This is a genomic window from Rhodopila sp. (genome assembly GCF_965277165.1).
Classification (GTDB): domain Bacteria; phylum Pseudomonadota; class Alphaproteobacteria; order Acetobacterales; family Acetobacteraceae; genus Rhodopila.
On sequence record NZ_CBDICE010000006.1, the window covers coordinates 383,281 to 409,001 of the forward strand.

Sequence of the window (25,721 nt, forward strand, 5' to 3'; positions counted from 1 at the left end):
GTGATGACGATCGGTCGCAGGACTCTGGCGAAGGCCGCAACCGTGGTGTTGGCGATGCCCACCATTCTGAGTTCGCGCGCCTGGGCCGAGGGAAAATCGCTCCAGATCGGTATCTATAGCGCGCAGCAGGGCGAATATGTGCGCAAGCACATCATTCCGCAGTTTCAGACCGACTACAAATGCCGCGTGTTCACCACCGAGGGGGTGACGCTGACGCAGATCGCGGCGTTGCGCGCGACCCGGAACAATCCGAAATACAGCGCGATGTTCATGGACGATATCGGCATCGACCTGGCGAAGCGCGAGGGACTGCTGGACCCGTTGCCGGTCGACAAGATCCCCAATCTGTCTCGGGTGTACAAGCGTTTTCTGTTCAATGACGGTTATGGCGCGGCGTTCGCGATCTCGACCGGGGGGCTGTTCGTCAATCCGCAAACCGACATCAAGATCGTCAGCTACGGCGATCTGTGGGAGAAACGGTTTGAGAAGCGCTTCCTGATGGCGCCGCCGCAATATACCCAAAGCATCTACCTGCTGGTGGCGACCGCCAGCATGGTCACCGGCAAGCCGCTGCAGCAGGCGCAGTATGTTGCCGACGAGGCGTGGCCCAAGTTGACGCAACTGAAGCCGAGCGTGCTGACGACGATCGCCAACCCGGCGATGGTGATGATGGTGGCGCAGGGCCAGGCGGATGTCGGCGGCATCGAATACTCGAAGGACGTCTATCCCTACACGGTGGCCGGCGCGCCACTGGATATGGTGTTCCCGAAAGAGGGCACGTTCGCCGGCATCAACTGCCTCAGCTTCGTCAAGGGCGCGCCGGAACCGGACCTGGGTGCGGCGTTCATCAACCGGATGCTGGAGCCCTCGGTGCAGCAGGGGCTGGCCGAGGCGACGCTGACCGCGCCGTCGATCAGCGGGCTGAATCTGAAGCCGGAGGCGGCGAAATACATCGCCTATCCGGACAGCAAGATGGATGCGATGGGCCTGTTTGCCTGCGACTGGGGTTATGTCAATCCGCGGCGTCCGGCGTGGCTGGAGAAGCTCAACCAGATTTTTGGAAGCTGAGCGGATTGCACACGCAGCCCGCCGCCGTTCGGCTCAAGGATCTGACCAAGCACTATGGCCGCTCGGTCGCGGTCGAGCGGCTGTCGCTGGCCATCGAACCGGGCGAGCTTGTTGCGCTGCTGGGTCCGAGCGGCTGCGGCAAGACCACCAGCCTGCGGATGATCGCCGGGCTGGTGCAGCCGAGCGGGGGGGAGATTTTCGTCAATGGGCGGCCGATCACCGGGATTCCGGTGCATCGCCGCAACATCGGCATGCTGTTCCAGAGCTACGCCCTGTTCCCGCATTTGACCGTGGCCGAGAACGTGGCGTTCGGGCTGCAGATGCGCGGCATCAAGCGCCGCGCGGCGGCAGCCAGGGTGCAGGAGGCGCTGGACCTGGTGCAGCTGGGCGGTCATCAGCACAAATTGCCGTCGCAGCTTTCCGGTGGCCAGCAGCAGCGTGTGGCGCTGGCGCGGGCGCTGGTGATCGAGCCGGCGATGCTGCTGCTGGATGAACCGCTGGGAGCGCTGGACAAGAGCCTGCGGGAGAGCATGCAGGTCGAGCTGCGGCTGCTGCAGCGGCGGTTGGGGATCACCACGGTGATGGTGACGCACGATCAGGATGAGGCGTTGACCTTGGCCGACCGCATCGTGGTTATGCGTGACGGACGGCTGGAACAGGTCGGAACTGGGGCCGAGGTGTATCAGCATCCGGCGACGCGGTTTGTCGCTGGCTTCCTGGGGGTTTCTAATTTCTTTCAAGGAACGACAGACCGGCGGTCGGGAGGTTCGGTTCGGATGGTGTGCGCCAATGGTCTGCACCTGACGGTATCGGGGCAGGCGGTGGCGGACGGCCGGGTCAGCGTGGCGGTGCGGCCTGAAGCGGTTCGGGTGGGTCAGGATTTGGGCCAGCCAATCAGGGCGAACGCGGTGGTGGCGACGTTGGAGCAGGTCGTCTACCGCGGGTTCATGGTGCATTGCTATTTGCGCCTGCCGGGGGGAGAGCGGCTGATCGCATTCCAGCAGGATGGCGGCACGGGGGCTGCGCTTGCGTTGCAGCCGGGGCAGGCGGTGTTGGCGGAGTGGGACGAGGCGAGCAATCGGGTGGTGCGGGATGAGTAGCCAGCGGTAAATAGCCCGATGGTACGGCGGGATCGGAGGCGCGGCCCGACGGAACGACGCTTCGATCTTGAACTGCGATGGCAGCTGGCAAATGTTCTTGGCATCTACCAGAAGTCGATGTCCGGGCGTAATCCGGAGTCGCGTCAGGTTCGACTATTTCGTAACAATCGCAACCAGGCCATTCGTATTCCAGTGGGATTTGAGCTCCCCGGTAAAGAGGCTGCTATCAGGCGCGACGGCGATCGGCTGATTATCGAGCCCGTGCCAACCGGCAGCCTGCTCGAACTGCTTGCCAGTTGGCCGGAGATCGACGAGCAAATTCCGAATGTTGCACGATCGTCAACAGGCCTCCAGGATTAATCGGCTATTGGCCAGCACGTCATGGCAGCATCGACAATAAGAAGCAGCTTGTCCCGACTGGCGCCGTCCTTGGCGAGCGTGGACATTCCCTGGACCACGGCGAACGCATGGCCGGCGAGCATTTCCGCATCAACGCTTGCAGGCAGCAATTCGTCGGCGACGTCGCGTTCTATCCGCAATCGCAGCGCTGCCTCAATGGCGCGGCGGATCACCGCCAGCTCTTCGCGGACGGCTGCAGCGGCCGTTGAGCCACTGACGATCGAACTGGCGAGCAGACACCCCTGCGGCGTATCCTCAGCCGTGTCGCCGATGGCGGCGGCGGTCAGCAGATCGCGAGCGGCATCGCGTGACGTCGGTGCGTCCTGGATCGTTTGAGCAACCGCCGTGGCGCCGCCAAGATATCGATGCACCGCTTCCCTGAACAGACGCTGCTTATCGCCGAACGCCGCGTACAGACTGGGCGGGGTGATTTTCATTTTCTGGGTAAGTTCGGCAATCGACGTCGCTTCATAGCCGTGCTCCCAGAATAGCCGCATTGCGATGTCCAGCACTGCGTCTCGATCGAAAGACAGCGGTCGCCCCGTCCGGCGCGCCGCAGGCGCTGCTGATTGTTCCATAGCAAGCGATATAGAACACTTGACAGATCGCGCCAACGGCCCCAGTCAGGGTTGTATATCATTCACTATGAAAGTGCTCGAGATGCCGCTAACTGATTATCGCACCCTGGGGCGTTCAGGCCTTGTCGTCAGTCCGCTGGCGCTGGGGACCATGACCTTTGGCGTCGCGCGTTGGGGTATGCAACGCGAGGCGGCCGAGACGGTGTTCGATGCCTATGTCGAGGCGGGCGGCAACCTGGTTGACACGGCGGACGTCTACGCCGGCGGTCGGGGCGAGGAGATGCTGGGCGCCATCATCGCGGATCGCGGACTGCGCGGTGGTCTGGTCGTTGCGACCAAAGCCGGCTTTGCGGCAGGGAAAGGGCCTCTTGCTGGCGGCAACGGGGCCAAGCACATCCACACAGCGTTGGAGGGTTCGCTGCGCCGGCTCGGTACCGACTACATCGACCTCTACTGGGCGCATGTCTGGGATTCGGTGACGCCGCCAGAGGAGTTGCTGGAAACCATGGCCGGCCTCGTCCGTGTGGGCAAAATCCGCTACTGGGGCATGTCGAACGCGCCGGCCTGGTATGTCGCCAAACTCGCGACTTTGGCAGCCTTGCGGGGACTGCCTGGCCCGATCGCGCTGCAGTACTTTTACTCGCTGGTCAGCCGCGAGGTGGAGGCCGAGCACGTGCCCTTGGCACAGGACATGGGACTTGGCGTGATGCCGTGGAGCCCGCTTGCCTATGGTCTGCTCTCGGGCAAATACGACCGTGCCACCGTGGAGGCGGGCGCGCCCCGCGCTGGTGGACTGCCCAGCGACGCGGGCGCGGGCGAAACGCGGGCCGACGAAGACAAGCGGCTCGATGGCGCCAATCCTTTCGGGGACACCTTGTTCACCGACCGCAACTGGCGGATCGTTGAGGCGCTGCGTAGCGTCGCGGATGCGATGGGTGAGACGCCCGCGCGGGTTGCGCTGGCCTGGGTGCTTTCCAGGCCAGGCGTGGACACCGCGCTTATGGGCGTGAGCCGGGTCAGCCAGGTTTACGACAATATCGCCGCCACCGACCTTTACTTGCCGGCGGAGCAACTTGCGGCACTGGACGCGGCGAGCGCCCCGGAGGCGGCAACGATGTATGGCCTGTTCACGCCGGCGGGCCGCCAGAACGTCGTCTTCGGCGGGAGCGCCGTCGCATCGCGCTCGGCGCCGTCAAGACCCATGCCAGCTAAGCCAAGCTAGACGGACGCATTCGCCGATTTGTTGCGTCGGCTCGCCCGTCACGAGCGTTTCGATCGTGCGCCGAACGTGTTTGACGCCGCCGCATTCATGGACTGAACGTGGCAACGGGAGCCCACCCCTGGCAAATTCGGGCCGCCGGATGCAGTCTGAACCGGACAGAGTAAGGAACTGCCGCCATGACCGATCTGCCCCGCCGCGTCGAAATCCACGAGGAAGGCCCCCGCGAGGGCTTCCAGATCGAACCCGGCCCGATCCCGACCGCCGACAAGATCCGGCTGATCGAGGCGTTGGCGGAAACCGGTCTGCGCCACATCCAGGCCTGTTCCTTCGTCAACACCCGCCTGGTGCCGGGCTGGGCCGACGCCGAGGCGGTGGTGCAAGGCTTCCGCGCCAAACCCGGCGTGCACTACACCGGGCTGTTCTTCAACGGCAACGGGCTCGACCGGGCGTTGGCGTTCAAGGACAAGCTGACGATCAATGGATCGATCTCGCTGACCGCGTCGGCCGGGTTCACCCGCAAGAACCTGAACCGCAGCCCGGCGGAAAACCTCGACGCGATGAAGAAGCACAGCGCCTTGCAGCAGTCCAAGGGCATCGCGGTGACCCGCATTGGCGTGATGGCGGCGTTCGGCTGCAACTACCAGGGTGACATCTCGCCCGCCGAGGTCGTCAGCACGCTGCGCGACGGCATGGCGATCGCCGAACAGACCGATGCGCCGATCAGCCTGTTCTCGTTGGCCGATACCATGGGCTGGGCGACCCCGGCGCGGATCGAGCGGGTGATCAACGAGGTGCGCAACCATTGGCCGGACATGACCGTGGCGCTGCATCTGCACGACACCCGCGGCCTGGCGGTGGCCAACGCACATGCGGCGCTGAAACTGGGCGTGACCGAGTTCGACTCCACCGTCGGCGGCCTGGGCGGCTGTCCGTTCGCCGGCCAGCCAAAGGCCGCGGGCAACATCTGCACCGAGGAACTGGTGCTGCTGTGCGCGGAGATGGGGATCGAGACCGGGGTTGACCTCGATGCGCTGATCGAGGTCGGGCGCATGGCGGAACAGATCGTCGGGCACCAGTTGCCAAGCGAGCTGATCCATGCCGGCAGCCTGGACGCGTTCCGCCGCCAGGCCGCCTGATCCGGCATCGCTGGCCGGCCCTCGGCCGAGGTGGGGTGACCGCGCCGCCGTGGCTGGGTCGTGTCCGAGACGGCATGATCTGACTTCGTGGGTGGGCGCGCCGGCCAGCCGCGTGTTGTGGGTGGTTGCGGTCATTCGGCCATCGAGTTCGGGGCATCCTCGGGCCGCGCGATTTTTCCGCGCAAAATTAACCGAATGTTAGGAATCGCCGGGCTAGTGCGGAAGACAGATCACCAAGGCGCTCGTTTCCCGCATGCAGACAGCCGATCTGGGACTTGCCGGTTTGCCGCGCAACGGCCGCCGAGCACCGCCAGACGAGGCGACCGGCCGGTGGCATTCGTTCGCCGGGGCCAGTCGGTCGATCGCCCGGTCGGGTCGCGCGATCCGGTCATTGTTGCCAAGTTCCAAGACCGAAACGCCGCTGCCGGAGCTGATCGCGATCGGCTGTTTCCTGATCCTGCCGTGGATCGGCATCGTCGCCGGCCTGCACCACGAATACAGCGGCGCCAAGGCGGCAGCGGTCCGCACGACCGGCAACCTGGCTCGGGCTGCGGAGGAAAGCACAAGGCGCACGATCGGCCAGATCGACTATATCCTGTTGAGCGCACGTGCTCTGAAGCTGGCCGAGGGCGAGCGGTTCGATTTTCAGCGCTGGGTGCGGACGCAAAGCTTCGCCGAGGATCTGACGGCGCGGGTCGCGATGACCGACGCTACCGGATTGGTGGTTGCCAGCACCGACACGCTGGCGTCGGGCAGCAGCATCGCCGAGCGGATGCGGTTCCGCGCGCAACTCGATCCAGCGCGCGACGATCTGTTCGTCGGCCGGCCGATGATCGGCCTGGACGGTGGGGTGGGAAGGATCCAATTCAGCCGCAGGCTGGTCGGCCTTGATGGCGCATTCGCCGGCGTGGTGGCGTTGTCGGTGAGCGGCGCCGAACTTGCGCGGCATTCCGGATCGCTGGAGCAGGGAACCGGTTTCGTTTCCATCTTATCGTCCAACGGCACCACTTTGGCGGGCGGTCCCTGGGCGAGCGGTCCCTGGGCGGGCGGTCCCTGGGCGGGCGGTCCCTGGGCGGGCGGGGTGAACGGCCGGCAAGCCCTCACGACACAATCCGAACGGCGCGAGGTGCTCGAGCATCCAACCGGTTCGCTCGGGCTCAGCGATGCCGCCGGCCACGTCAGCGATATCGCCAGCTTTCGCCATCTGCGGGATTATCCGCTGATCGTGATGGTCGGCTTCGACACCGACACCGTGTTCGGCTGGTATCGGGCGCTGCGGGTTGATGCCCTGCTGGGCGGAGCGGCGGTCAGTTGCGCGGTCGGCCTGATCGGCTTCTTCTGGATCAGGCAGAAGCGCCGCAGCTTGGCCTCGCGCCGCGCTTTGTCGGTTACCTTGGACACCATCAGCCAGGGTGTGCTGATGGTCGATCGCCAGGGCAAGGTATTGGTGATCAACCCGCGGGTGCTGGACCTGCTCGCCGGCCCCGATGAATTGGCGAACGCGGCGATGAAGCAGGTCGCGTTGCGGGCGAGCGAGCTGATGACCGGGGTCGTCAACGCCGACACCGGCCGCGGGCTGACCCTGGCCGCCGGGTCGATACGCAGCGACAAGGTCGAGACCGCGCTGAAGAACGGCACAATCATCGAGATCCGAACCCACGCGCTGCCGGATGGCGGATACGTTCAAACCTACACCGACGTCACCGAACAGCGCCTGGCGCACGCCCAGGTGCAGTACCTGGCGCATCACGATGCGCTGACCGGGCTGGCGAACCGGATGGAACTGCGCCAGCGGATGGCGCGGATCATCGATGGCGGCGCCGGCGAGCCGGATCTGACCGCGTTGATCATCGTCGACCTCGACGGTTTCAAGCCGGTCAACGACACGCTGGGCCATGATGTCGGCGACCAGCTTCTGATCGAGGTCGCCGGCCGCCTGAAGGCGCTGATGCGTGCAACCGATGTGGTCGCACGGCTGGGCGGCGACGAATTCGTCATTCTGCTGACCACGCTGCGTGAACCCGGCGATGTCGCGCCGTTCGCCGAGCGTGTGCTGCGGCGGCTGGCCGACCCGGTAGAGGTGGACGGCCAGCAGATCCGCATCGGGGCCAGTCTCGGTATCGCGTTCTATCCGCGCGACGGTCTGGACGTGGACACGCTGCTCAATCAGGCCGACATGGCGCTGTACAGCGCCAAGACCGGCGGGCGCGGCGTGTATCGGTGTTTCGACGAACATTTGACCCAGGCGGTGACCGATCGGCGCCTGTTGGAACGCGACCTGCGGCGGGCGCTCGACGATGATGCGCTGGAGGTTCACTTTCAGCCCAAATTCGACAGCGCGTCATTGCGGGTCATCGGGTTCGAGGCCCTGGCGCGCTGGCGCCACCCGGTGCGCGGCTTCGTCTCGCCAGACGTGTTCATTCGCCTGGCCGAGAGTTGCGGCCTGATCGATCGTCTGGGCCGATGGGTTCTGAGCCGCGCCTGCGCGGCGGTGGCGAGCTGGGAGCCGCGGTTGCCGGTCGCGGTCAACGTATCGGTGATGCAGCTTCACAACGACGGGCTGAAGGATGATATCGCCGCGTCGCTGCTGCGGGCCGGGCTGGCGCCTGAGCATCTGGAAATCGAGGTCACAGAATCGGTGCTGGCCGATGACGGCCAGGCGGTGCTGGCGAACCTGAAGGCGATCAAGGCGATGGGCGTGCGGATCGCGCTGGACGATTTCGGCACCGGCTATTCCAGTTTGAGTTACCTGCGGCGCTTTTGTTTCGACAAGATCAAGATCGATCGGGCGTTTGTGCAGGGCCAGGCCGACGACGCGGGCGTTCGGGTCATTCTCGAGGCGATCTTGGACATGTGCCACAACCTTGGCCTCGCCACCGTGGGCGAGGGCGTCGAGACGGCGGACCAACTGGCGGCGCTGCGCGAACGCGGTTGCAGCGAGATCCAGGGTTATCTTTTGGGACGGCCGATGCCTGCTGGACAGGTGCAGGATTTCATTCGCGACAACCTGGGTTCGTTAGGCGGCGGCGGTGACGCCTCGGAAACCGCCTCAGCTATGTCCGCGTGCACCGCCCTCATGTGCAGCGCGCCGCAGTCTCGCGCACGTCAGGATGCTGCCTGACGATACCGCACACGGCCGGGGATAGTTTCATTTGTTGGGCAGATTTCGCCACTGATCAGGCCGATGCTGTTGTCGGCCCGGAGTTCGTCCTCGCGGACGAACTCCGGATCCGCCATCAGGAAGCTGCGCTGAACCGCGCTGCGATCAGGCGATCGCTCCGTTCAAGCCCTGCGGGAAGAAGCCGAAATTGCCGCTGGCACCGCCGAGATAGACGATGTTCAACACTTGCGTGGTGGTGCGGCTGAAGGCCAGCGCGTTGACGTCGGTCGGGGTGATATTGGCCTGTCCGTTCCAGACCACGCCCTGATCGTCGGCCGCGCCCGACGCGGCGGCACGCACTGCCGATATCGCGGCGGTTGCGGCGCCCTGGCCCATTTGGAACAGCAAGGTCCGTATGCTGCCCGCGTGATAGGCTTCAACTGCCAGGATGCTGGCTGCTGCCCCGAGGTAGGTTTTCGACTGGATCAGCGGAGCGGCGCCATTATACGCGGTTACCCCGACGTCCTCGAATACATAGGCACCGAGCAGGAAGTTCAAATCATTGGCGAATGGGTCGAACGTTCCGCCGGCCGGCACCAGGCCCGCGGCGGCCCAGAGGGTGTTGAAGCTATTGACCAGGTCGATCTCGGGACGCGCGACGGCGGCGCCGCCGAGGGCCGAACGCAGGAACTGCACGTGGGCCTGCTCGTCGGCGGCGATCTTGTTCGCGTATTGCTGGACGGCCGGGATCGTGAACGGCACCGCTGCGCCACCGAGCACGCTGCCGGTGGTGCCGACGCCATTGATGTCGGCGGGCGACAGGCCGGTGCCATTGGCGGCAAACAGGTAATACTCGGCCTCCAGATACTCAAGATTGAGGGCGAAGTTCAGGATATCGGCGTCGGTCGGGGTACCGGCGGCCTTCGCGGGTGTCGGCTTGAACAGGCCGAACCCGGACGCGGCGGCGAAGGCGGTTCCCAGTCCTGCGTTGCGGAGTAGTCTGCGTCGATCTGATGTGAGCAGTTTTGTGCTCATCTCGTCGAAATCTGACATGTATATGTAACTCCCAATGTATTATTGGCGTGGTGTGCTCCGCGCGGCACTCGCAATCCTCGGCCTCGAGGTCACGGTGGAATTACGGGGTGAATGCGTTGGTGGATTACCATCACGAAGAATAAATATTGTCACAAACCTGTCCTATATGCGCTGACTATGACAGAACACAGTGAACGAGCAGAACTATTTCAGTATTTTCTTCTCGATGCGGGGGGGTTACGCCGGCGGATCAACCGACCGGCGTCGCAAGTCCTGGCCGGAACCCGACCGGCGTGACGCGAGTGCCATGCCGGTGATCGCATCGTGTAATTGATCCGAGTGCGCCGAACCGGCGTATTATGTTATCGCCGAGCTGTCATTTGCAGGCGATTTGCCGCGCGGCCTATGCAAGCCGGCACGTCGGCGAGACGCTCTGGATGGGACGGCCTTGATGGGGACCACAGTCACCGATCACGAGCTTGACGCTCTTGGCGAGATTTTGCTGCGGCAAGGCCATTGCGCGCCGCGGACCCTGGAACGCGCCCGCCGCGTCGCCACCGAATCCGATCAGCGCCTGGATACGGTGCTGATCCAGCTTGGCCTGGTCTCGGAGCGCGGATTGGCTGAGGCCTATGCCAGCCTGCTGTCGATCCCGATCACCTCGGCCGACCGCTATCCGCGCATCGACCCGGTGCTGCCGGACCGGCTGACCGCGGGGTTTCTGCGCCACGCCCGCGCGTTGCCGATCAGCGCGAACGACCAGACCCTGGTGCTGGCCGCCGCCGATCCGCTGGACCGGTTCACCCAGTCCGCCGTCGCCGTCGCCACCGGCCTGCCGGTCCGGCTCGAGGTGGCGGTGCCGATCGAGTTGGAGACCGCGCTCAATCGGCTGTACCCCGAAGAGACCCAGGCCGACCCGAACGCCGAGGCCGACGCCCCGTTGGAAGAAGACGCTGAACGGCTGAAGGACCTCGCCAGCGAGGCGCCGGTGATCCGCCTGGTCAACCTGCTGATCACCCGCGCGGTGGAGACCCAGGCGTCCGACATCCACATCGAGCCGTTCGAGGACCGGCTGCGGGTGCGCTACCGCTATGACGGCGTGCTGCACGAGGCAGAGCCGCCGCCGCGGCATCTGGCCGCCGCGATCACCTCGCGGATCAAGATCATGGCTCGGCTGGATATCGCCGAACGGCGGATGCCGCAGGACGGCCGCATCAAGATGGCGGTGCGCGGTCAGGACGTCGATTTCCGGGTGTCGACGATCCCGTCGCTGCACGGCGAGACCGTGGTGCTGCGCATCCTCGACCGCACCGCCGTGGTGTTCGACTACGCCAGGCTAGGGTTGGCGCCGCGCGTCATCCGCAAGCTCGAAACCTCGCTGGAACTGCCGAACGGGATCGTGCTGGTGACCGGGCCGACCGGCAGCGGCAAAACCACCACGCTGTATACCGGGCTACTGGCGCTGAATGCGGTGACCCGCAAGATCGTCACCGTGGAAGACCCGATCGAGTACCAGTTGCAGGGCATCAACCAGATCCAGGTGCGCGCCCAGATCGACCTGACCTTTGCCAGCCTGCTGCGCTCGATCCTGCGCCAGGACCCCGATGTCATCATGGTCGGCGAAATCCGCGACGGCGAAACCGCGCAGATCGCGGTACAGGCGGCGCTGACCGGGCACCTGGTGCTGTCGACGCTGCATACCAACTCGGCCGCCGCGGCGGTGACCCGGCTGCGCGACATGGGGGTGGAGGACTACCTGCTGACCGCGGTGCTGCGCGGCATCATGGCGCAGCGCCTGGTGCGGCGGCTGTGCCCCGATTGCCGGCGCGCCGAACCGGCGCCACCCGAACTGATCGAGCGGTTCGGCCTGGACCGGCGCACCACCGACCGCCCGATCATGCTGTCGCACGCGACGGGCTGCGCCGCCTGCCGGCAGACCGGCTATCGCGGCCGCACCGCGATCGCCGAGTTCCTCGACCTCGGACCCGAGATCGAGCGGCTGATCTTCGCCCGCGCCGACCACGCCACGATCGAACGCGCGGCGGTCGCCGCCGGCATGGAGCTGATGTTCGACGCCGGCCTGGCCGCCGCGCTGGCCGGCGAAACCACGATCGAGGAACTCACCCGCAGCATCCGGGCCGATGCATGACCACGTTCCGCTACACCGCGATCGGTGCCGCCGGTGAACGCCTCGCCGGGGTGATGGACGCTTCGACCGAGGCCGAGGTGGTGGCTCGGCTGCAGCGCCAGGGCAGCATGCCGGTGCGCACCGAACCGGCGGACCGGGCGCCGCGCTGGTCGGGGTTGCTGCAGCTCGATCTCGGCGGCCGGCGCGGATTGCGCAAGCAGGATGTCGCCGACCTGATGCGCGAGCTGGCGACCATGCTGACCGCCGGACAGGACCTGGACCGCGCGTTGCGCTACATGCAGGAGACAGCCTCGGCGCGGGTCAGGCCGACGATCACCGGCTTGCGCGACGCGGTGCGCGACGGCAGCCCGCTGTCGGTGGCGATGTCACGCACCCCGGCGAGCTTTCCGCCGATGCATGTCGGCCTGGTGCGGGCCGGCGAAGCGGGCGGCAATCTGGGGCCGACGCTGGGCCGGATCGCCGATCTGCTCGATCGCCAGCGCACCCTGGCGTCAATGGTGACCTCGGCGATGATCTATCCCGCCGTGCTGCTGGTGGCGATGATCGGCGCGGTGACCTTGCTGCTGACCGAGGTGCTGCCGCAGTTCGTGCCGATGTTCGAGCAGAGCGGGGTGGCGCTGCCGGCCTCGACGCAGTTCCTGATCTCGGCCGGCGCTTTCGTGCAGCACGACGGCCTGTGGCTGCTGGCGGCGATCGTGCTGGGTGTGTTCGCGGCGCGTTCGGCGCTGCGGCAGAATCGGGTCCGTCTGCTGACCGATCGGGCGCTGCTGCGGTTGCCGGTGGTCGGCGGCCTGATCCGCGAGGTGGCGGCGGCGCGGTTTACCCGCGTGCTGGGCACCCTGCTGCAGAACGGCGTCGCGCTGATCCCGGCGCTGGCGATCGTGCGCGACGCGATGGGCAACCGCGCGGCACGATCGGCGGTCGAGCAGGCCAGCGTGACGGCGCGCGGCGGCGGCTCGCTGAGCCGAGCGCTGGACGCCGCCCGGGTGTTTCCGGCGCGCAGCATCCATCTGCTGCGCCTGGGTGAGGAAACCGCGCAGCTTGGCCCGATGGCGCTGCGCGCGGCCGACATCCACGAGGAAAAGACCCGGCTGGCGACGCAGCGGCTGACCGCGCTGCTGGTGCCGGCGATGACCATTCTGATGGGGGTCGCGGTCGGCGGCATCGTCGCCTCGCTGATGACCGCGATGCTCAGCCTGAACAATCTGGCCTCGGGATGACGCGGCCTCCGGCGCGGCCGGCGGCGACCGGCGGCTTCACCCTGCTGGAGGTGATCATCGCGCTGATCGTGGCCGGCATCGCCGCGGCGGCTCTGTTCCGCGCGGTCGGCACCGGCCTGCACGCGACGCAGACCGCATCGATGTATGACCAGGCGATCGTGCGGGCGAAGTCGCGGCTGACCGCGGCCACGCATGGCACCGCGCTGGCGGCCGGGGACTGGCGCGGCAGCGATGGCGGCGGCTTCCGCTATCGGTTGCGGGTGGCCCCGGTCGGCACCGCCGCGCTGCGCCCGGCCGGGCTGATCGGGCCCCGCGCGGCGGTGTCGTTTCCGGTGGTACTATACGCGATCAACGTCTGGATCGGCTGGAACGACGGCGGCACCGAACGCAGCGTGCGGCTGGATACCGAGCAGGTCGGCGGATGACGCGGCGCCAGACGGGGCCCAAGACGGGGCCCAAGACGGGGCGCAAGACGGGGCGCAAGACGGCGGGCCAGGCGGGCTTCACCCTGCTGGAGATCATCGTCGCGCTAGCGGTGTTCGGCTTCCTGCTGGTCGGGCTCAGCCAGACCGTGCGGTTCGGTCTGACCGCCTGGCGCCAGGATGCGCGGATGTCGGACGGCAAGACCGACCTCGAGGCAGTGGACCGCGTGCTGCGTTCGGTGGTCGAGAACCTGATCCCGGACGAGGATCCGGCGAGGCCCTCGATCGACGGGTCGGCCAATACCCTGACCGGGGTGACCCGGATACGGCTGCCCGGGTCCGGACTGCGGTCGGAGCGGGTGCAAGCCGGGCTGGCGGTGTCGGGCAACCGGCTGGTGCTGCGCTGGCGGCCGGATCCACATACGATGCCGTTCGGGCCGCCGCCCAAGCCGTCGGAGACCGATCTGGTCGGCGGCGTCGCTCGGCTGGCGATCGAATACTGGCGCCGACCCGGGGTCTGGGTGTCGCAATGGCACGAACCGGATCCGCCCTTGCTGGTGCGGCTTCGCGTGCTGTTCGCCGGTTCCAAGCCGCCGCGCTGGCCCGATATCGTCGTCGCGCCGATGCTGTCGCGGCCATGACCCAGCGCCAGCGCGGTTTCGCCTTGCTGATCGTGCTTTGGACCATGGGCCTGCTGGCGCTGCTGGGCACACAGATCGTCGCCGCCGGGCGGTCGGATACCCAGTTGGCGGACAATCTGAAGCAGGCGGCGGTGTTGGCGGCGGCGGCCGACGGCGCGGTCGCCGACGTGATGTTCCACATGCAGGCGGCGGCGGACCCTCGACTGCGCGCCGATGGCGTGGTGCACCGGGTGCGGATCGGTCAAACCGTGGTTCTGGTTCGGATCGAGAACGAGGCCGACCGGGTGAACCTGAACACCGCTTCGGGCGACCTGCTGAAATCATTGATCATCGAGGTCGGCGGTCCGCCCGCCGTGGCCGAGCGGCTTGCCGCCGCCATTTTGGATTGGCACACCGAGAACGCCAATCCGCGGCAGGGGGGCGCCAAGGCATCGGACTATCGGGCGGCGGGGCGGAACTACGGGCCGCCCGGGACGCCATTCCAGAGCGTCCACGAGTTGACTTACGTCCTGGGTATGACGGCGGAGCTGTATGCCCGGCTGGCGCCGCACCTGACGGTGCTGTCCGAGGACGATCCCGACATGTCGACCCGCGACCCGGTGGTGGCCAGAGCATTGAGCGATGCGTCCGGCGTGGCCGACGACGCGGCCACCTCGCAGGCCACGGCCACGGCGCGGACCGATGACCAAATGCTGCGTATTCACGCCACCGCGGTGGGGCCGCAATCGTCGCGCTATTCGATCGTGGTCGTGGCCTCCGCCAACTTTCGCAACGCATCGCCACGGGTGAATATTTTGCTGCGCCACCGCGTCGATGCGGTCAGCGCTCCGGCGGTGGCCTCGGTTCGCGGCGCCGGATCCGCGGTCGCGTCGGAATAGTGTCTCGAACGGGCGGCCGAGCGCGATCGCCGGCGCGCGGGTTGCCCGGCAAGCGGCGGCGAGGCTTGCATCGCTGCCACAGTGTGGCCCCCACACGCAGTTGGTCGGTGCCGGAAGATCGACCATCCGTTACGCGGCATCTCGTGAGATCGAAGGGTATTGCCCATGTCAACGAGAACCGGCGGCTTTTTATTGCTATTAGTTAACGTTAATCACGTTGTTGAAGCGCGGGATCACAAGGGATTGCGTCGCATAGCGTCGGCGGTCCGGTCCATCAGTGCGCCAGCATAAGGGCGGGGCAGACCGAAAGAATGCGACAACACACCGTTCGCAAGCAGCGTTCATGCGGGGCGCTTGTGGTCCTGCTTGGTCTGACGCAATTGACCGGATGCAACCGCCCATCTCCACCGGCGATCTCGGCACTCAGGGAACTTCCGAATGGCGGAACCACAGCGCCGCCGCGGGTAAACGGTGCTATTGGGTCGCCCAACGCGCTGCCCCCGCCGGAGGTTGCATTTGGCCAGCAGGGCGCGCCGCCGGCGGCGGCCCCGGCGGCTGCGTCGGGACCCGGCGATATCAGTCTGGATTTCGCCGACACCGACATTCGCGAAGTTGCCGCGCAGATCCTGGGCAGCCTGCTGAAGGTCAACTACACGATCGATCCGGCGGTTCATGGCACCGCGACGCTGCATACGGTACGGCCGCTGAACCGGTCCCAGTTGGTGCCGACGCTGGAGTCTCTGCTGGCGCAGAACGGCGCTGCGCTGACCAGTTCCGGCGGATTGTACCGGGTGGTGCCGATCGCGCAGGCGCTTGCGGTCGCGGGCAGTGCCGGCGGGACGGCCGGCGCGGTAGTGGTGCCGCTGATATACGCATCGGCCGAGGGTCTGGCCAAGGTGCTGCAGCCCTATGTCGGCCAGGGCGGCAAGATCGCCGCCGATCCGGGACGAAACGCCTTGCTGATCTCGGGCGAACCGGCGGCGCGTGAGGGCCTGATCGACCTGGTCAAGGCGTTCGACGTCGATGTCCTGGCCAAGCAGTCCTACGCCGTGCTGCCGGTGAGCAGCGGCGACGTGAAGGATTTTGCGCAGGCGCTGCAGGACGCGTTCAGAGGACAGAAGGATGGCGCGCTGTCGGGGCTGGTGCGGGTCATTCCATTGGCGCGGATCAATGCAGTGCTGGTGGTGTCGCCGCAGCAGCGTTACATCGAAGACGCTCGGCGGGTGTATGAATTGATCGACCGCGCGCGGCAGCGGACGATCCGCAGTTGGCACGTGTATTATCTGCAGAACAGTCATTCCGAAGACGTGGCGTATGTGCTGCAGCAGGCGTTCACGCCCAACAACGTGACGGCGCAGCCGACCGCCAACCAGCGGTCACAGAACGGGCAATCGTCCAGCGGCGGCGGTTTGAGCGGCAATGGCGGCGGCGGTGCCGGCCTGGGCAGCGGATCCGCCGGCTCCTTGGGTCGAGGCAGCCTGTCGGGCGGCATCACCGGATCAGGCGGCGGGCAATCGGGTCTGGGGCAATCGGGCGTCGGGCAGTCTGGCCTCGGACAGTCTGGCCTGGGACAGTCCGGCGGGGGGCAAACGGCGACCGGGGGCGGAGGTCAGGCGCCGCCGGCGGCTGGTGCCAATCCGCTGCTGGGCGGGTTGGAGCAGGGCGGCGGCGATCAGGGGACCGAGACGCTGCGGGTGATACCGGACGACCAGAACAACTCGGTTCTGGTGTATGGCACGGGGCAGGAAACCGCGACGATCGATGCGATGCTGCGCAAGATCGACATTCTTCCGCTGGAGGTGCGGATCGATGCCGTGATCGCCGAGGTTACGCTGGACGACGCCTTGCAGTACGGCACGCAGTTCTTCTTCAAATCGGGCGGTATCAACGGAATCCTAAACACCCAGCCGAACACTGCGAACGTCGCCAGCCCATCGGCGGCCGCCTTGAACCTGAGCTTCCCGGGTTTCTTCCTTGGCGGCAGTGGCGCTGGTGGCGTGCCGTTCGCGATCCAGGCGCTGCAGCAGGTCACAAAAGTGCACGTGCTGTCCTCCCCGGAACTGATGGTGCTGGACAATCAACCGGCGCGGCTTCAGGTCGGCGCCGTGGTGCCGTATCAAAGTCAGTCTTCACAAAGCACCATCTCGAGCAACGCGCCGATCGTCAGTTCGATCAACTACCAGCAGACCGGCGTCATCCTGGAGGTCACGCCGCGGGTCAACAGCGGCGGCCTGGTGACGTTGGATGTGATGCAGGATGTCAGCAGCGTCGCGGCGGGAATTACCACGCCCGGCGTCAATTCGCCGACCTTCAACGAACGCAACGTCAGTTCCCGGGTGGTGGTGCAGGACGGACAGACCATCGGCCTGGCGGGGTTGATCACCGATACCGCGTCGGTGGGCAACCAGGGGATCCCCTGGCTGAAGGACATACCGTTGCTGGGGCTGCTGGCCGGCAACCAGAACAACACTCGCCAGCGGACCGAGCTGCTGATCCTGATCACCCCGCACGTGGTGCATGACCAACGCGATGCGCGGGCGTTGACCGAGGATCTGCGGGACCAGTTGATCAATGCCGCGGCGGTGCCTGGCTTCCTGAACAATCTGGGGCCGTCCGGTCAGACCGATCCATCACGGCGGTTGCGACGTCAGTTGCAACTGCAGCAGTAGCGGACGGAACGGCTGACGCGCTTGGGCACGATAACACTGGCTTTACCGTTAACTTGTTGTTATGTTCCCGGTGCCAGACTGTCGACAACAATCAAGATCGCGCCGTGATATCAAAGGTCCGCAGCATGAGCCCCGTCTGTTTCGCCATCCCGACGAAGCCCGCGATCGGCGGCCCGATCCGCCTGCCACGGCACCCTGGGACTGGCGCATGATGGACTCGCTGCCGGGGGAAACCGTCGCCGATCTGGCGACCGATCTGCCCGAGATCGCGGTGCGAGCGCCCACCGGGTCCGACATTCGCGCCCTGGCGGATCTGTTCGCCGAGATGCAACGCCATTACCGCCGCCCGGTGTCGCATCAGCAGGCGATCGAGGCGGCGACGCTGGCCTGCCAACCGGTTCGCGCCACCTTCGACCCCAGGGTGCTGCTGGCCGAAGTCGCGGGGGCGATCGCCGGGTCCATTGTGTTGAATGTGACGTTCCCGGCCTTCGAACTGAGTCGCGCACTGTACATTCGCGATCTTTATGTCAGGCAGTCGATGCGCCGATTGGGCGTGGGACAGGCGCTGGTGAAGGCGGCGGCTCGGCTGACCTATTCGCAGACATTCTCCGCCCTTGACTGGACCACCGAGACCGGCAACGCGGCAGCTCGGCAAATGTATGAATCCTGCGGCGCGCGGGTACTGGCGCGGACCTACTACCGGCTTGCGCTGGAAGACCTGAACGGCAAGACCGAATGGCTGCGCGACGGCATCACCGCCCCCGACGGGTCAGTCCTTGACCGCAAGCACGATGCCTGCCGCCACCAGCGCGAGTGACGCGGCCTGACCCAGGGTCAGCGGGTCGCCGAGCGTGAGCGATGACGCGGTGACTCCGATGATCGGCGTGAGCAAGGTGCCGATCGCGGCCTGTGAAGCCCGAAGCCGGCGAACCGCGGCGAACCACAGCACGTAGCACAGCCCCATCGAGACCAGCGCGGTGTAGGCCAGCGACAGCCATGCGATCAGCGGCAGGGTGTGGAACCGCGGATGTTCGAACCACAGGCCGGCGCCAAGCAGCGGTATCGAACCCAGCAACACCTGCCAGGCGGTCAATGCCAGCCGCGGCAGCGGGATCGGCATCCGCTTGGACACAACCGTGCCCAGCGCGAACAGCACCGCTCCGGACAGCGCCAGCGCGACGCCCGGCAGCCGGGTCTCGTCGAGGTAAAGGCCGGTGACCCCGACCTGGATGGCGATCCCGCCGATGCCCAGCAGAATCGCCACGATCTGGCGCAACCCGGGCCGGTCGCTCAGGATCGGCCAGGCCAGCAGCGCCGCCCAGACCGGCATCGTATAGGCCAATGTCGCGGCCTGACCCGCGGCCAGCCACAGCAGGGACGCGCTGGTCAGGCCCATCCAGGCGCTGACGTTCAGCACCGAGGCGAGCGAAAGCCGCCCCCACAGCCTGGCGGGCACCGTAAGTCTCTCGCCACGCAGCAGGGCGAGCCCGAACAGCACGCAGGCCGCGGCCAGGCCGGAGATGGCGCGCGCCGACAGCGGCGGGCAGGTTCTCACCAGGAACTTGGTCGCCGGCCAGTTGAGACCCCAGCCCAGCGCGGTCATCACCACGAAAGTCAAGCCAACGAGCCGATTTCGCGATTCACCCGGCGCCGATCGATCCCGTGCCGATCGATCGGATGACGATCCGTTGCTGCCTGGCTGTTCGATCTGGATCGCCGACATGACGGCTCCTTGATGCCGATGCGTAATGCTACCAGCGATATTGCGAAGTCGCAACCCACGGTTGTTCCTCAGACGTGATTTGCCGCGAGCGCCGACGATTGGCGGCACGACAAACCATTGGAAGTCGGGATCACGTTGCGATAACGTGTTTAGCACAGCGAAGAAACCAGCGGCCCGGGGTCCCATCGTCCATGCGCCTTTCGACTAAGCTTGCATCGTCACCGTGCTCTATCGTCCGGCTATCCTGCCGCCTGGGGTTGCTGGTCAGCCTGTCGATCGCGGTTCACGCGCGGGCGGCGGACGGGCCGATTCAGTTGAAAATCGTCGGCGGTCTGGCCGGCGTCAGCCAGTACACGAAGCTGGAACAGCCGTTCTGGACGCAACGGGTCCCGCAATTGACCAATGGCCGAGTCCGCGCCGAGATCCACCCGTTCGACGGCAGCGGCCTGCCGGGGCAGGAAATGTTGCAGCTTATGCGTCTTGGCGTGGTGCCGTTCGGCACCGCGCTGCTGGCGTTGGTCTCGGGCGACGAACCGGAACTGAACGCGGTCGATCTTCCCACCCTGAACCCTGATTTCGCGTCGCTGCGCAGGACGGTGGAACTGTATCGCGACCATCTGCACCAGCTTCTGCTGCAGAAATATGGCGTTGAATTGCTTGGGATTTATGCCTACCCGGCCCAGGTGCTCTATTGCGCGCCGCGGTTTCACAGCCTGAAGGACCTGGCCGGGCTCAAGGTCCGCACTTCATCGGTGGGTCAGTCCGAGATGATGTCGGCGCTCGGTGCGATTCCAACCGTGATCCCGTTTTCCGACATCGTAAGATCGGTCAAGACCGGAACGGTGGACTGCGCGATCACCGGCACCATGAGCGGTGGCGAAATCGGGCTGCCGAAAGTGACGTCATACATCTCACCCTTGGCGATCAGTTGGGGGCTGTCCTTCTTCGGCGCCAACAAACTGGCGTGGGAACGATTGCCGCCCGATATCCGCGGCGAGTTGCGTGACGGCATCCATTCGCTGGAGCAGTCGATCTGGAACGCGGCGGATCAGGAAACCGCCAAGGGACTCGCCTGTGAGATCGGCTCGGACGCATGCGGCGACGGCGAGGAATATCATATGACGCTGGTGCCGATCACCGCCGCCGATGAGACCTTGCGCAGGCGTTTGTTGACGCAAACGATCCTGCCGCAATGGATCCGCCGCTGCGGCGACAACTGCGTCACCGCCTGGAACGATACGCTGGCGGGTCCGTTGCGAATTCGCGTCGCGCCAATCCAGGCGGCGTCTGTTCCTGAGCAACGGGCCGGGGGGGCGATGCCGAAGCCCGAGTGACCCAAGGTCGGAAAATCGCCGGCCCCGGCGAGGATTGCCGCCATCGCGCGGGCGCCAGCCACGGTAACATTATAGGCATTTTTGGCCGCGATCCTCGGCCCTTCACGATTTATTAGCATTTAGCTCTGCACATTTACCGATGAGATCAGTAGGGCCACGCAAGTTGGTTAGCGACTTCGCAATTCAGGACGGGGTTTTGAAGCCGCGGGCGGCTGCCTGCATGATCGGGGCTTCAGCGTGCCCGGCCACGGCTTCCAGCGACTGCAAGGGTGCTTAGCCGATGCCGTCGCGCAGCCGAATCGCTCGCTTGGATCAGTGCCGGCGGGGCTTACGGGTTGGGCCGACCCCACACGCCTCGGCGTGGTGCGCGGTAGCCGGATGAACCGTCATCGCCTGCTCGCGATCGGCATTGCCGGCTGCATCGGGCTGGTGCTGTCCACCCTGATCGGCGGCTGCTGGTTCTTGTTGGAACGCACCCGAGAGACCAGCTTGCATGCCGCCAATGTAACGCTGCAGAACGCCGCGTTGATGGTTGAGCGCGTGGTGAACCGCCAATTGCTGCAGGTTGACGGCGCCTTGGTGAACCTGCCGGAACTGTTCGCGACAGCGGCGCAGGACGGACAGAAGCTCGATCCCGCGTCCGCCAGCCGTATCCTGCGCGCATTCAATTACCAGACCTTCGACTTCAGGGATATTTTGCTGGTGCGCCGCGACGGCCAGATCTGGGCATCGGCGCGACCCAATCCCTGGAATGGCAGACTGCCGGCCGATCTGCTGCCCTACCTGACCGCTGCGCCGGGCGATCCGGCGGCGCTTGCCGGCCCGGTTCGCAACCCGGTCACCGGTGACTGGGACGTGCTGCTGGTACGCCCGCTGGCGCTGCCCGGCGTCGGCGTGCTGAACGCGGTGGCGGAGGTTCCGCTGTCCTTGGTGACGGTGCTGTTTTCAGCGGTTGCCGAAGTCCCCGGGCTGCGCATTGCGCTGGAACGTCACGATGGGCGACTGGTGATCAGCCGGCCCTACGACGAGGTTGCGATCGGTAAGCGGCGACGCGACGCGCTCAGTCCGATCGCGCCGGACGAGCGGCCGTTCATGGTGCCGAGAAAGCTTACCGAGGCCCCCACGCTGGGCATCTCGCGGGCCAGCCTCTACCCCGACCTGATGATTGCCTTGACGCTCGATCTGGATACCGCGACAGCCGACTGGCGACGGGATCGGGACCGCTTGATCGGCGTGGTGGCGGTGGCGGTTATACTGCTGTCGGCGCTGGCCCTGACGCTGATGGCGGCGCGCCGTGAGCGCGATCGCGCGGACCGCGAACGCAGCAAAGCGCGCGCCGTGCTCGAGGGTGCCATCGAGTCGATGTCGGACGGTTTCGTCATGTGGGACAGCGACAGCCGGCTGATCCTGTGCAACCAGCAATATCGCGAGTTTTACAAGATCAGCGCCGGGTTCATCCGCCCTGGCGAACGGTTCGAGGATATCATCCGCAACGGCGCCCAGCTCGGCCAGTATCCCGAGGCCGAAGACGACGTCGAAGGCTTTATCAGCACCACCGTGCAATGGCACATGAACAATGCCGGGCCGATGGAGCGAAGGCTGCCGAACGGGCGTTGGGTGCTGGTCACCGAACGCAAGATACCGGGTGGTGGTCGCGTCGGCATTCGTACCGACATCACCGATCTGAAGCAGGCGCTGGCCAATTTGGAAGCCGCCAACGAGCGGGCTCGCCAGGCGATGGAAGAGGTCCAGTTGCAGAACGCCGCGCTGCGCGACGGCGACCGTGCGTTGCAGGTCCAGAACGTGCTGTTCAACGCGGCCCTGAACAACATGTCGCAGGGCCTGCTGATGACCGATGGCGACCACCAGTTGATCGTCAACAACAGCCGCTTCCTGACACTGTTCGGGGTCGATGCGTCCGCCCTGACACCGGGTCTGCCGATCGGCGACCTGTTCGAGCGGCTGAAGGCCATCGGCGGGCTGCCGGCGAGGATGGTCGATGAACTCTCCATCAAGCACCGTCACCTGACCGACGCGGTGCAGTCCGGCACCTTCGTCGTCACCGGCGGCGACGGCCAATCCGTCGCGGTGTCGCAGCAACCAATCCCGGGCGGCGGCTGGGTCGCCACCTATGAGGACGTGTCCGAACAGCGCCGAGCGGAGGAGAATATCAGGTTTGCCGCGCACCATGACGCGCTGACCAAGCTGCCCAATCGGGTGCTGTTCCGCGTCAGGCTGGACGAAATGATCGGTTCGCTGACCCGTCGGCAGATGGGATTGGCGCTGCTGTATCTCGATCTGGACCGCTTCAAGCACGTCAATGACACGCTGGGTCATCCGGTGGGCGACGCTCTGCTGGAGGCGGCCGGCCGGCGGCTGCTGCGCTGCGTGCGAAGCTGCGACGTCGTCGCCCGTCTGGGCGGGGATGAATTCGCCGTTGCCTATATGGCCGACGACGTGCCGGAGGCCGCCGAACAACTCGGCAGACGCATCATCAATTCGCTCAGTGAACCGTATCACCTGGCCGGGCACACCGTCACCGTCGGCACCAGTATCGGCATTTCCGTCGCCACCGACTGTCACGCCGATGCCGATACCCTGCTGAAGAACGCCGACATGGCGCTGTACCAGGCGAAGGCCAAGGGACGCGGTGTGTTGAGCCTGTTCGAGCCGGACATGGAACGGCAATTACTGGTCCGGCTGGCGCTTGAGGAGGATCTGGCCCAAGCCTTGGAACGCCAGGAGCTGGAGCTGCTTTATCAACCGCTTTGGGACCTGAGCAACGATCGCATCGCCGGCTTCGAGGCCTTGTTGCGCTGGAATCATGCCTGGCGAGGCTTGATTTCCCCCGCCCAGTTCATTCCGATCGCCGAGGAAAGCGGGCTGATCCGATCGATCGGCGCATGGGTGGTCAACAAGGCCTGCGCCGATGCGATGCAATTTCCCGCCCACACCAGGGTGGCGGTGAACCTGTCGGCGGCCCAGTTCGACAGCGGCGACATCGTCGGCGTGGTGACGGCGGCGCTGCAATCGGCCGGCCTGCCGGCGAGCCGGCTGGAACTCGAGATCACCGAAACGACACTGTTGAAGAACAACGACAACAACCGGTCATTGCTGTTCCAGTTGCACGCCCTGGGCGTGCGCATCGCGCTGGACGATTTCGGCACCGGCTACTCGTCGCTGAGCTATCTGCGCAGCTTCCCGTTCGACAAGATCAAGATCGACCAGTCGTTCGTGCGCGAGATGGTCACCCGGCCCGATTGCGCCGCGATCGTTGGCTCGATCGTCGATCTGGCCAACAAGTTGAACATCGTCACGACCGCGGAAGGCATCGAGACGGCCGACCAACTGCACCACGTCCGCGCCGCCGGCTGCAGCGAGGCGCAAGGCTATCTGTTCAGCGTGCCGCGGCCGCTGCGCGAGATCATCGAGTATTTCGAGCAGCCGATGACCCAGGGGATAGCGGTCTGACCGTGGTTCGCCGGAGCGGTCGTGGCGCCGGACAGTGCGCTACAGCCAGGCGCCGTCCTTGAACACCGGGCGAAACGCCCGGATCACCGTGCTGGCGAACAGACCGGCGGCAACATAGGGGTCGGCATCGGCGAATGCGGTCGCTGCGGCTTCATCGGCCACGTCGATGATCAGGATCGAACCCAGCTGCTTGCCGTCATCGCCCAGCAGCGCGCCGCCATAGACGATCTTGCCCAGCACCGTCTCCAGGTATTTCAGGTGGATCGGTCGTTCCGAGAGCCGCAGCGCCAGGCTGCCGGGCCGGTCGTGACGGGTGAGGGCGAATAGCATGAAAATCTCCGACAAGGATCGGGTTTCCGCCAGGCGAGACAGCGCTGGCGGTGGGTTACAAGGCTGCAACGTATTTACCACGATATCATGAAAAAACAACAACGTTCCGCTCTGGTGGGGCAAAGCGCGTCGCCGCCAGCGCGGTGAGCTTTTCATCAACCGGCCATTGGTGGAGAACGAGGATCTGACCGCCCTGGCAGGGGCGTCGAGATCAACCAAGCCGCCGTCAGGGCGCACCGCCGAAAGGAACACGATGACAGAACCCACCTACGACATCCTCGGCATCGGCAACGCCATCGTCGATGTCGTGGCCAGCGCCGAGGAAAGCTTCCTGTCGCGCCACGACATGCACAAGGGCGCGATGGCGTTGATCGATGCCGCCACCGCCGATGCGATCTACGCCGCCATGCCGCCGGGGCAGGAAAGCAGCGGCGGGTCGGCCGCCAACACCTGCGCCGTCGCCGCCGGCCTCGGGTCGCGCGTCGCCTATATCGGCAAGGTCGCCGATGACAAGCTCGGTGGGGTGTTCCGCCACGACATCAATGCTATCGGCGTCCACTTTCCGACGCGCCCGTTATCGGACGGCGCCCCCACCGCGCAATGCCTGATCCTGGTCACGCCGGATGGGCAGCGCACCATGAACACGTTCCTTGGTGCCTGCGTCAGCCTGACCGAGGCCGATGTCGATCCCGCCCTGGTCGGCGCCTCCGCCGTGACCTACCTGGAGGGCTACCTGTTCGATCCCCCCGCCGCCCAGGCCGCGTTCCGCAAGGCGGCCGCCGCCGCGCACGCCGCCGGCCGCAAGGTCGCGCTGTCGCTGTCCGATGCGTTCTGCGTCAATCGCCACCGCGAGGCGTTTCTCGACCTGGTTGCCAACCACGTGGACATTCTGTTCGCCAATGAAACAGAAATCACCGCGCTGTATCAGCGCAACAGCTTCGAGCAAGCCGCCGAAGCCGCCCGAGCCGATGCGGCGCTGGTGGCGCTGACCCGCGGCGAGGCCGGCAGCCTGATCCTGCAAGGACACGAAACCCTGCCGATCGCCGTCGAACCCACCAGCCTGGTCGATAGTACCGGCGCCGGAGACGCCTATGCCGCAGGCTTCCTCGCCGGATTGACCGCCGGCGAGACCCTCGCCCGCTGTGGCCGCATCGCCAGCATCGCCGCCGCCGAGATCATCAGCCACTACGGCGCTCGGCCGCACACCGACCTGAGGAAACGGGTCGCTGCGTCGTAACGGTCCGCG

20 protein-coding genes are annotated in these 25,721 nt (G+C 66.0%); 16 read left to right on the forward strand and 4 right to left on the reverse strand.

Annotation, left to right across the window (positions count from 1 at the left end; genetic code table 11):
• Positions 1–3: 3 nt before the first annotated feature.
• The 3 genes from ACQY4Y_RS13415 to ACQY4Y_RS13425 are packed head-to-tail and all read left to right on the forward strand — an operon-like array spanning position 4 to position 2,528.
• A complete protein-coding gene (locus ACQY4Y_RS13415) occupies positions 4–1,068 on the forward strand; it encodes an extracellular solute-binding protein (protein WP_428491114.1) in 1,065 nt (354 codons plus the stop codon).
• 5 nt (positions 1,069–1,073) lie between these two features.
• Positions 1,074–2,168 (forward strand): ABC transporter ATP-binding protein, encoded by a 1,095-nt coding sequence (locus ACQY4Y_RS13420; RefSeq protein ID WP_428491115.1) that lies wholly within the window; start codon positions 1,074–1,076, stop codon positions 2,166–2,168.
• A gap of 18 nt (positions 2,169–2,186) precedes the next feature.
• Positions 2,187–2,528: an antitoxin gene (locus ACQY4Y_RS13425; RefSeq protein ID WP_428491116.1), complete on the forward strand. Its 342-nt coding sequence runs from the start codon at positions 2,187–2,189 to the stop codon at positions 2,526–2,528.
• Here the strand turns inward: ACQY4Y_RS13425 and ACQY4Y_RS13430 are convergent.
• Entirely contained in the window at positions 2,525–3,064 is a 540-nt protein-coding gene (locus ACQY4Y_RS13430; protein ID WP_428491117.1) for a TetR/AcrR family transcriptional regulator, read from the reverse strand. The genes ACQY4Y_RS13425 and ACQY4Y_RS13430 overlap by 4 nt on opposite strands.
• 100 nt (positions 3,065–3,164) lie before the next feature.
• On the opposite strand from ACQY4Y_RS13430, the gene ACQY4Y_RS13435 reads away from it, so the two are divergent.
• The 3 genes from ACQY4Y_RS13435 (at position 3,165) to ACQY4Y_RS13445 (ending at position 8,624) form a co-directional block, all read left to right on the forward strand.
• The gene (locus ACQY4Y_RS13435) at positions 3,165–4,367 is read left to right on the forward strand and encodes an aldo/keto reductase (RefSeq protein ID WP_428491118.1); all 1,203 of its coding nucleotides are present in this window, start codon (positions 3,165–3,167) and stop codon (positions 4,365–4,367) included.
• Positions 4,368–4,543: 176 nt separating this feature from the next.
• Entirely contained in the window at positions 4,544–5,503 is a 960-nt protein-coding gene (locus ACQY4Y_RS13440) for a hydroxymethylglutaryl-CoA lyase (RefSeq protein ID WP_428491119.1), read from the forward strand.
• Between the two features lie 253 nt (positions 5,504–5,756).
• Positions 5,757–8,624, forward strand: coding sequence for a bifunctional diguanylate cyclase/phosphodiesterase (locus ACQY4Y_RS13445; RefSeq protein WP_428491120.1), 2,868 nt, complete (start codon positions 5,757–5,759; stop codon positions 8,622–8,624).
• 144 nt (positions 8,625–8,768) lie between these two features.
• Here the strand turns inward: ACQY4Y_RS13445 and ACQY4Y_RS13450 are convergent, their stop codons facing one another.
• On the reverse strand, positions 8,769–9,656 hold the full coding sequence (locus tag ACQY4Y_RS13450) for a ferritin-like domain-containing protein (RefSeq protein WP_428491121.1): 888 nt from the start codon (positions 9,654–9,656) through the stop codon (positions 8,769–8,771).
• Positions 9,657–10,089: 433 nt separating this feature from the next.
• Here ACQY4Y_RS13450 and ACQY4Y_RS13455 point away from each other — a divergent pair, with 433 nt between their 5' ends.
• The 7 genes from ACQY4Y_RS13455 to ACQY4Y_RS13485 all read left to right on the forward strand — a co-directional run bounded on the left by ACQY4Y_RS13455 (position 10,090) and on the right by ACQY4Y_RS13485 (position 18,434).
• The gene (locus ACQY4Y_RS13455) at positions 10,090–11,787 is read left to right on the forward strand and encodes a GspE/PulE family protein (protein WP_428491122.1); all 1,698 of its coding nucleotides are present in this window, start codon (positions 10,090–10,092) and stop codon (positions 11,785–11,787) included.
• Positions 11,784–13,007: a type II secretion system F family protein gene (locus tag ACQY4Y_RS13460; protein WP_428491123.1), complete on the forward strand. Its 1,224-nt coding sequence runs from the start codon at positions 11,784–11,786 to the stop codon at positions 13,005–13,007. The genes ACQY4Y_RS13455 and ACQY4Y_RS13460 overlap by 4 nt, the downstream gene beginning before the upstream one ends.
• Complete coding sequence (locus ACQY4Y_RS13465) at positions 13,004–13,432, forward strand: type IV pilus modification PilV family protein (protein ID WP_428491124.1); 429 nt, start codon at positions 13,004–13,006, stop codon at positions 13,430–13,432. Before ACQY4Y_RS13460 ends, ACQY4Y_RS13465 begins: the two co-directional genes overlap by 4 nt.
• Complete coding sequence (locus ACQY4Y_RS13470) at positions 13,429–14,070, forward strand: PulJ/GspJ family protein (RefSeq protein ID WP_428491125.1); 642 nt, start codon at positions 13,429–13,431, stop codon at positions 14,068–14,070. Before ACQY4Y_RS13465 ends, ACQY4Y_RS13470 begins: the two co-directional genes overlap by 4 nt.
• Positions 14,067–14,948 carry a general secretion pathway protein GspK gene (locus ACQY4Y_RS13475; RefSeq protein ID WP_428491126.1) on the forward strand — a complete coding sequence of 294 codons (882 nt, stop codon included), beginning with the start codon at positions 14,067–14,069 and terminating at the stop codon, positions 14,946–14,948. The genes ACQY4Y_RS13470 and ACQY4Y_RS13475 overlap by 4 nt, the downstream gene beginning before the upstream one ends.
• A gap of 311 nt (positions 14,949–15,259) precedes the next feature.
• Positions 15,260–17,617: a type II secretion system secretin GspD gene (gene gspD / locus ACQY4Y_RS13480; protein WP_428491127.1), complete on the forward strand. Its 2,358-nt coding sequence runs from the start codon at positions 15,260–15,262 to the stop codon at positions 17,615–17,617.
• 208 nt (positions 17,618–17,825) lie between these two features.
• Positions 17,826–18,434, forward strand: coding sequence for an N-acetyltransferase family protein (locus tag ACQY4Y_RS13485; RefSeq protein ID WP_428491128.1), 609 nt, complete (start codon positions 17,826–17,828; stop codon positions 18,432–18,434).
• Here the strand turns inward: ACQY4Y_RS13485 and ACQY4Y_RS13490 are convergent.
• Positions 18,387–19,226: a DMT family transporter gene (locus ACQY4Y_RS13490; protein WP_428493637.1), complete on the reverse strand. Its 840-nt coding sequence runs from the start codon at positions 19,224–19,226 to the stop codon at positions 18,387–18,389. The two genes, ACQY4Y_RS13485 and ACQY4Y_RS13490, sit on opposite strands and share 48 nt — an antisense overlap.
• Before the next feature lie 305 nt (positions 19,227–19,531).
• Between ACQY4Y_RS13490 and ACQY4Y_RS13495 the strand changes: the two genes are divergently transcribed.
• Together ACQY4Y_RS13495 and ACQY4Y_RS13500 are read left to right on the forward strand one after the other, a co-directional pair.
• A complete protein-coding gene (locus ACQY4Y_RS13495; protein WP_428491129.1) occupies positions 19,532–20,674 on the forward strand; it encodes a TRAP transporter substrate-binding protein in 1,143 nt (380 codons plus the stop codon).
• A gap of 378 nt (positions 20,675–21,052) precedes the next feature.
• Positions 21,053–24,145, forward strand: coding sequence for an EAL domain-containing protein (locus tag ACQY4Y_RS13500; protein ID WP_428491130.1), 3,093 nt, complete (start codon positions 21,053–21,055; stop codon positions 24,143–24,145).
• A gap of 39 nt (positions 24,146–24,184) precedes the next feature.
• Here the strand turns inward: ACQY4Y_RS13500 and ACQY4Y_RS13505 are convergent, their stop codons facing one another.
• Positions 24,185–24,475 (reverse strand): YciI family protein, encoded by a 291-nt coding sequence (locus ACQY4Y_RS13505; protein WP_428491131.1) that lies wholly within the window; start codon positions 24,473–24,475, stop codon positions 24,185–24,187.
• 253 nt (positions 24,476–24,728) lie between these two features.
• Here ACQY4Y_RS13505 and ACQY4Y_RS13510 point away from each other — a divergent pair, with 253 nt between their 5' ends.
• Positions 24,729–25,712 (forward strand): adenosine kinase, encoded by a 984-nt coding sequence (locus tag ACQY4Y_RS13510; RefSeq protein ID WP_428491132.1) that lies wholly within the window; start codon positions 24,729–24,731, stop codon positions 25,710–25,712.
• Positions 25,713–25,721: the final 9 nt, after the last annotated feature.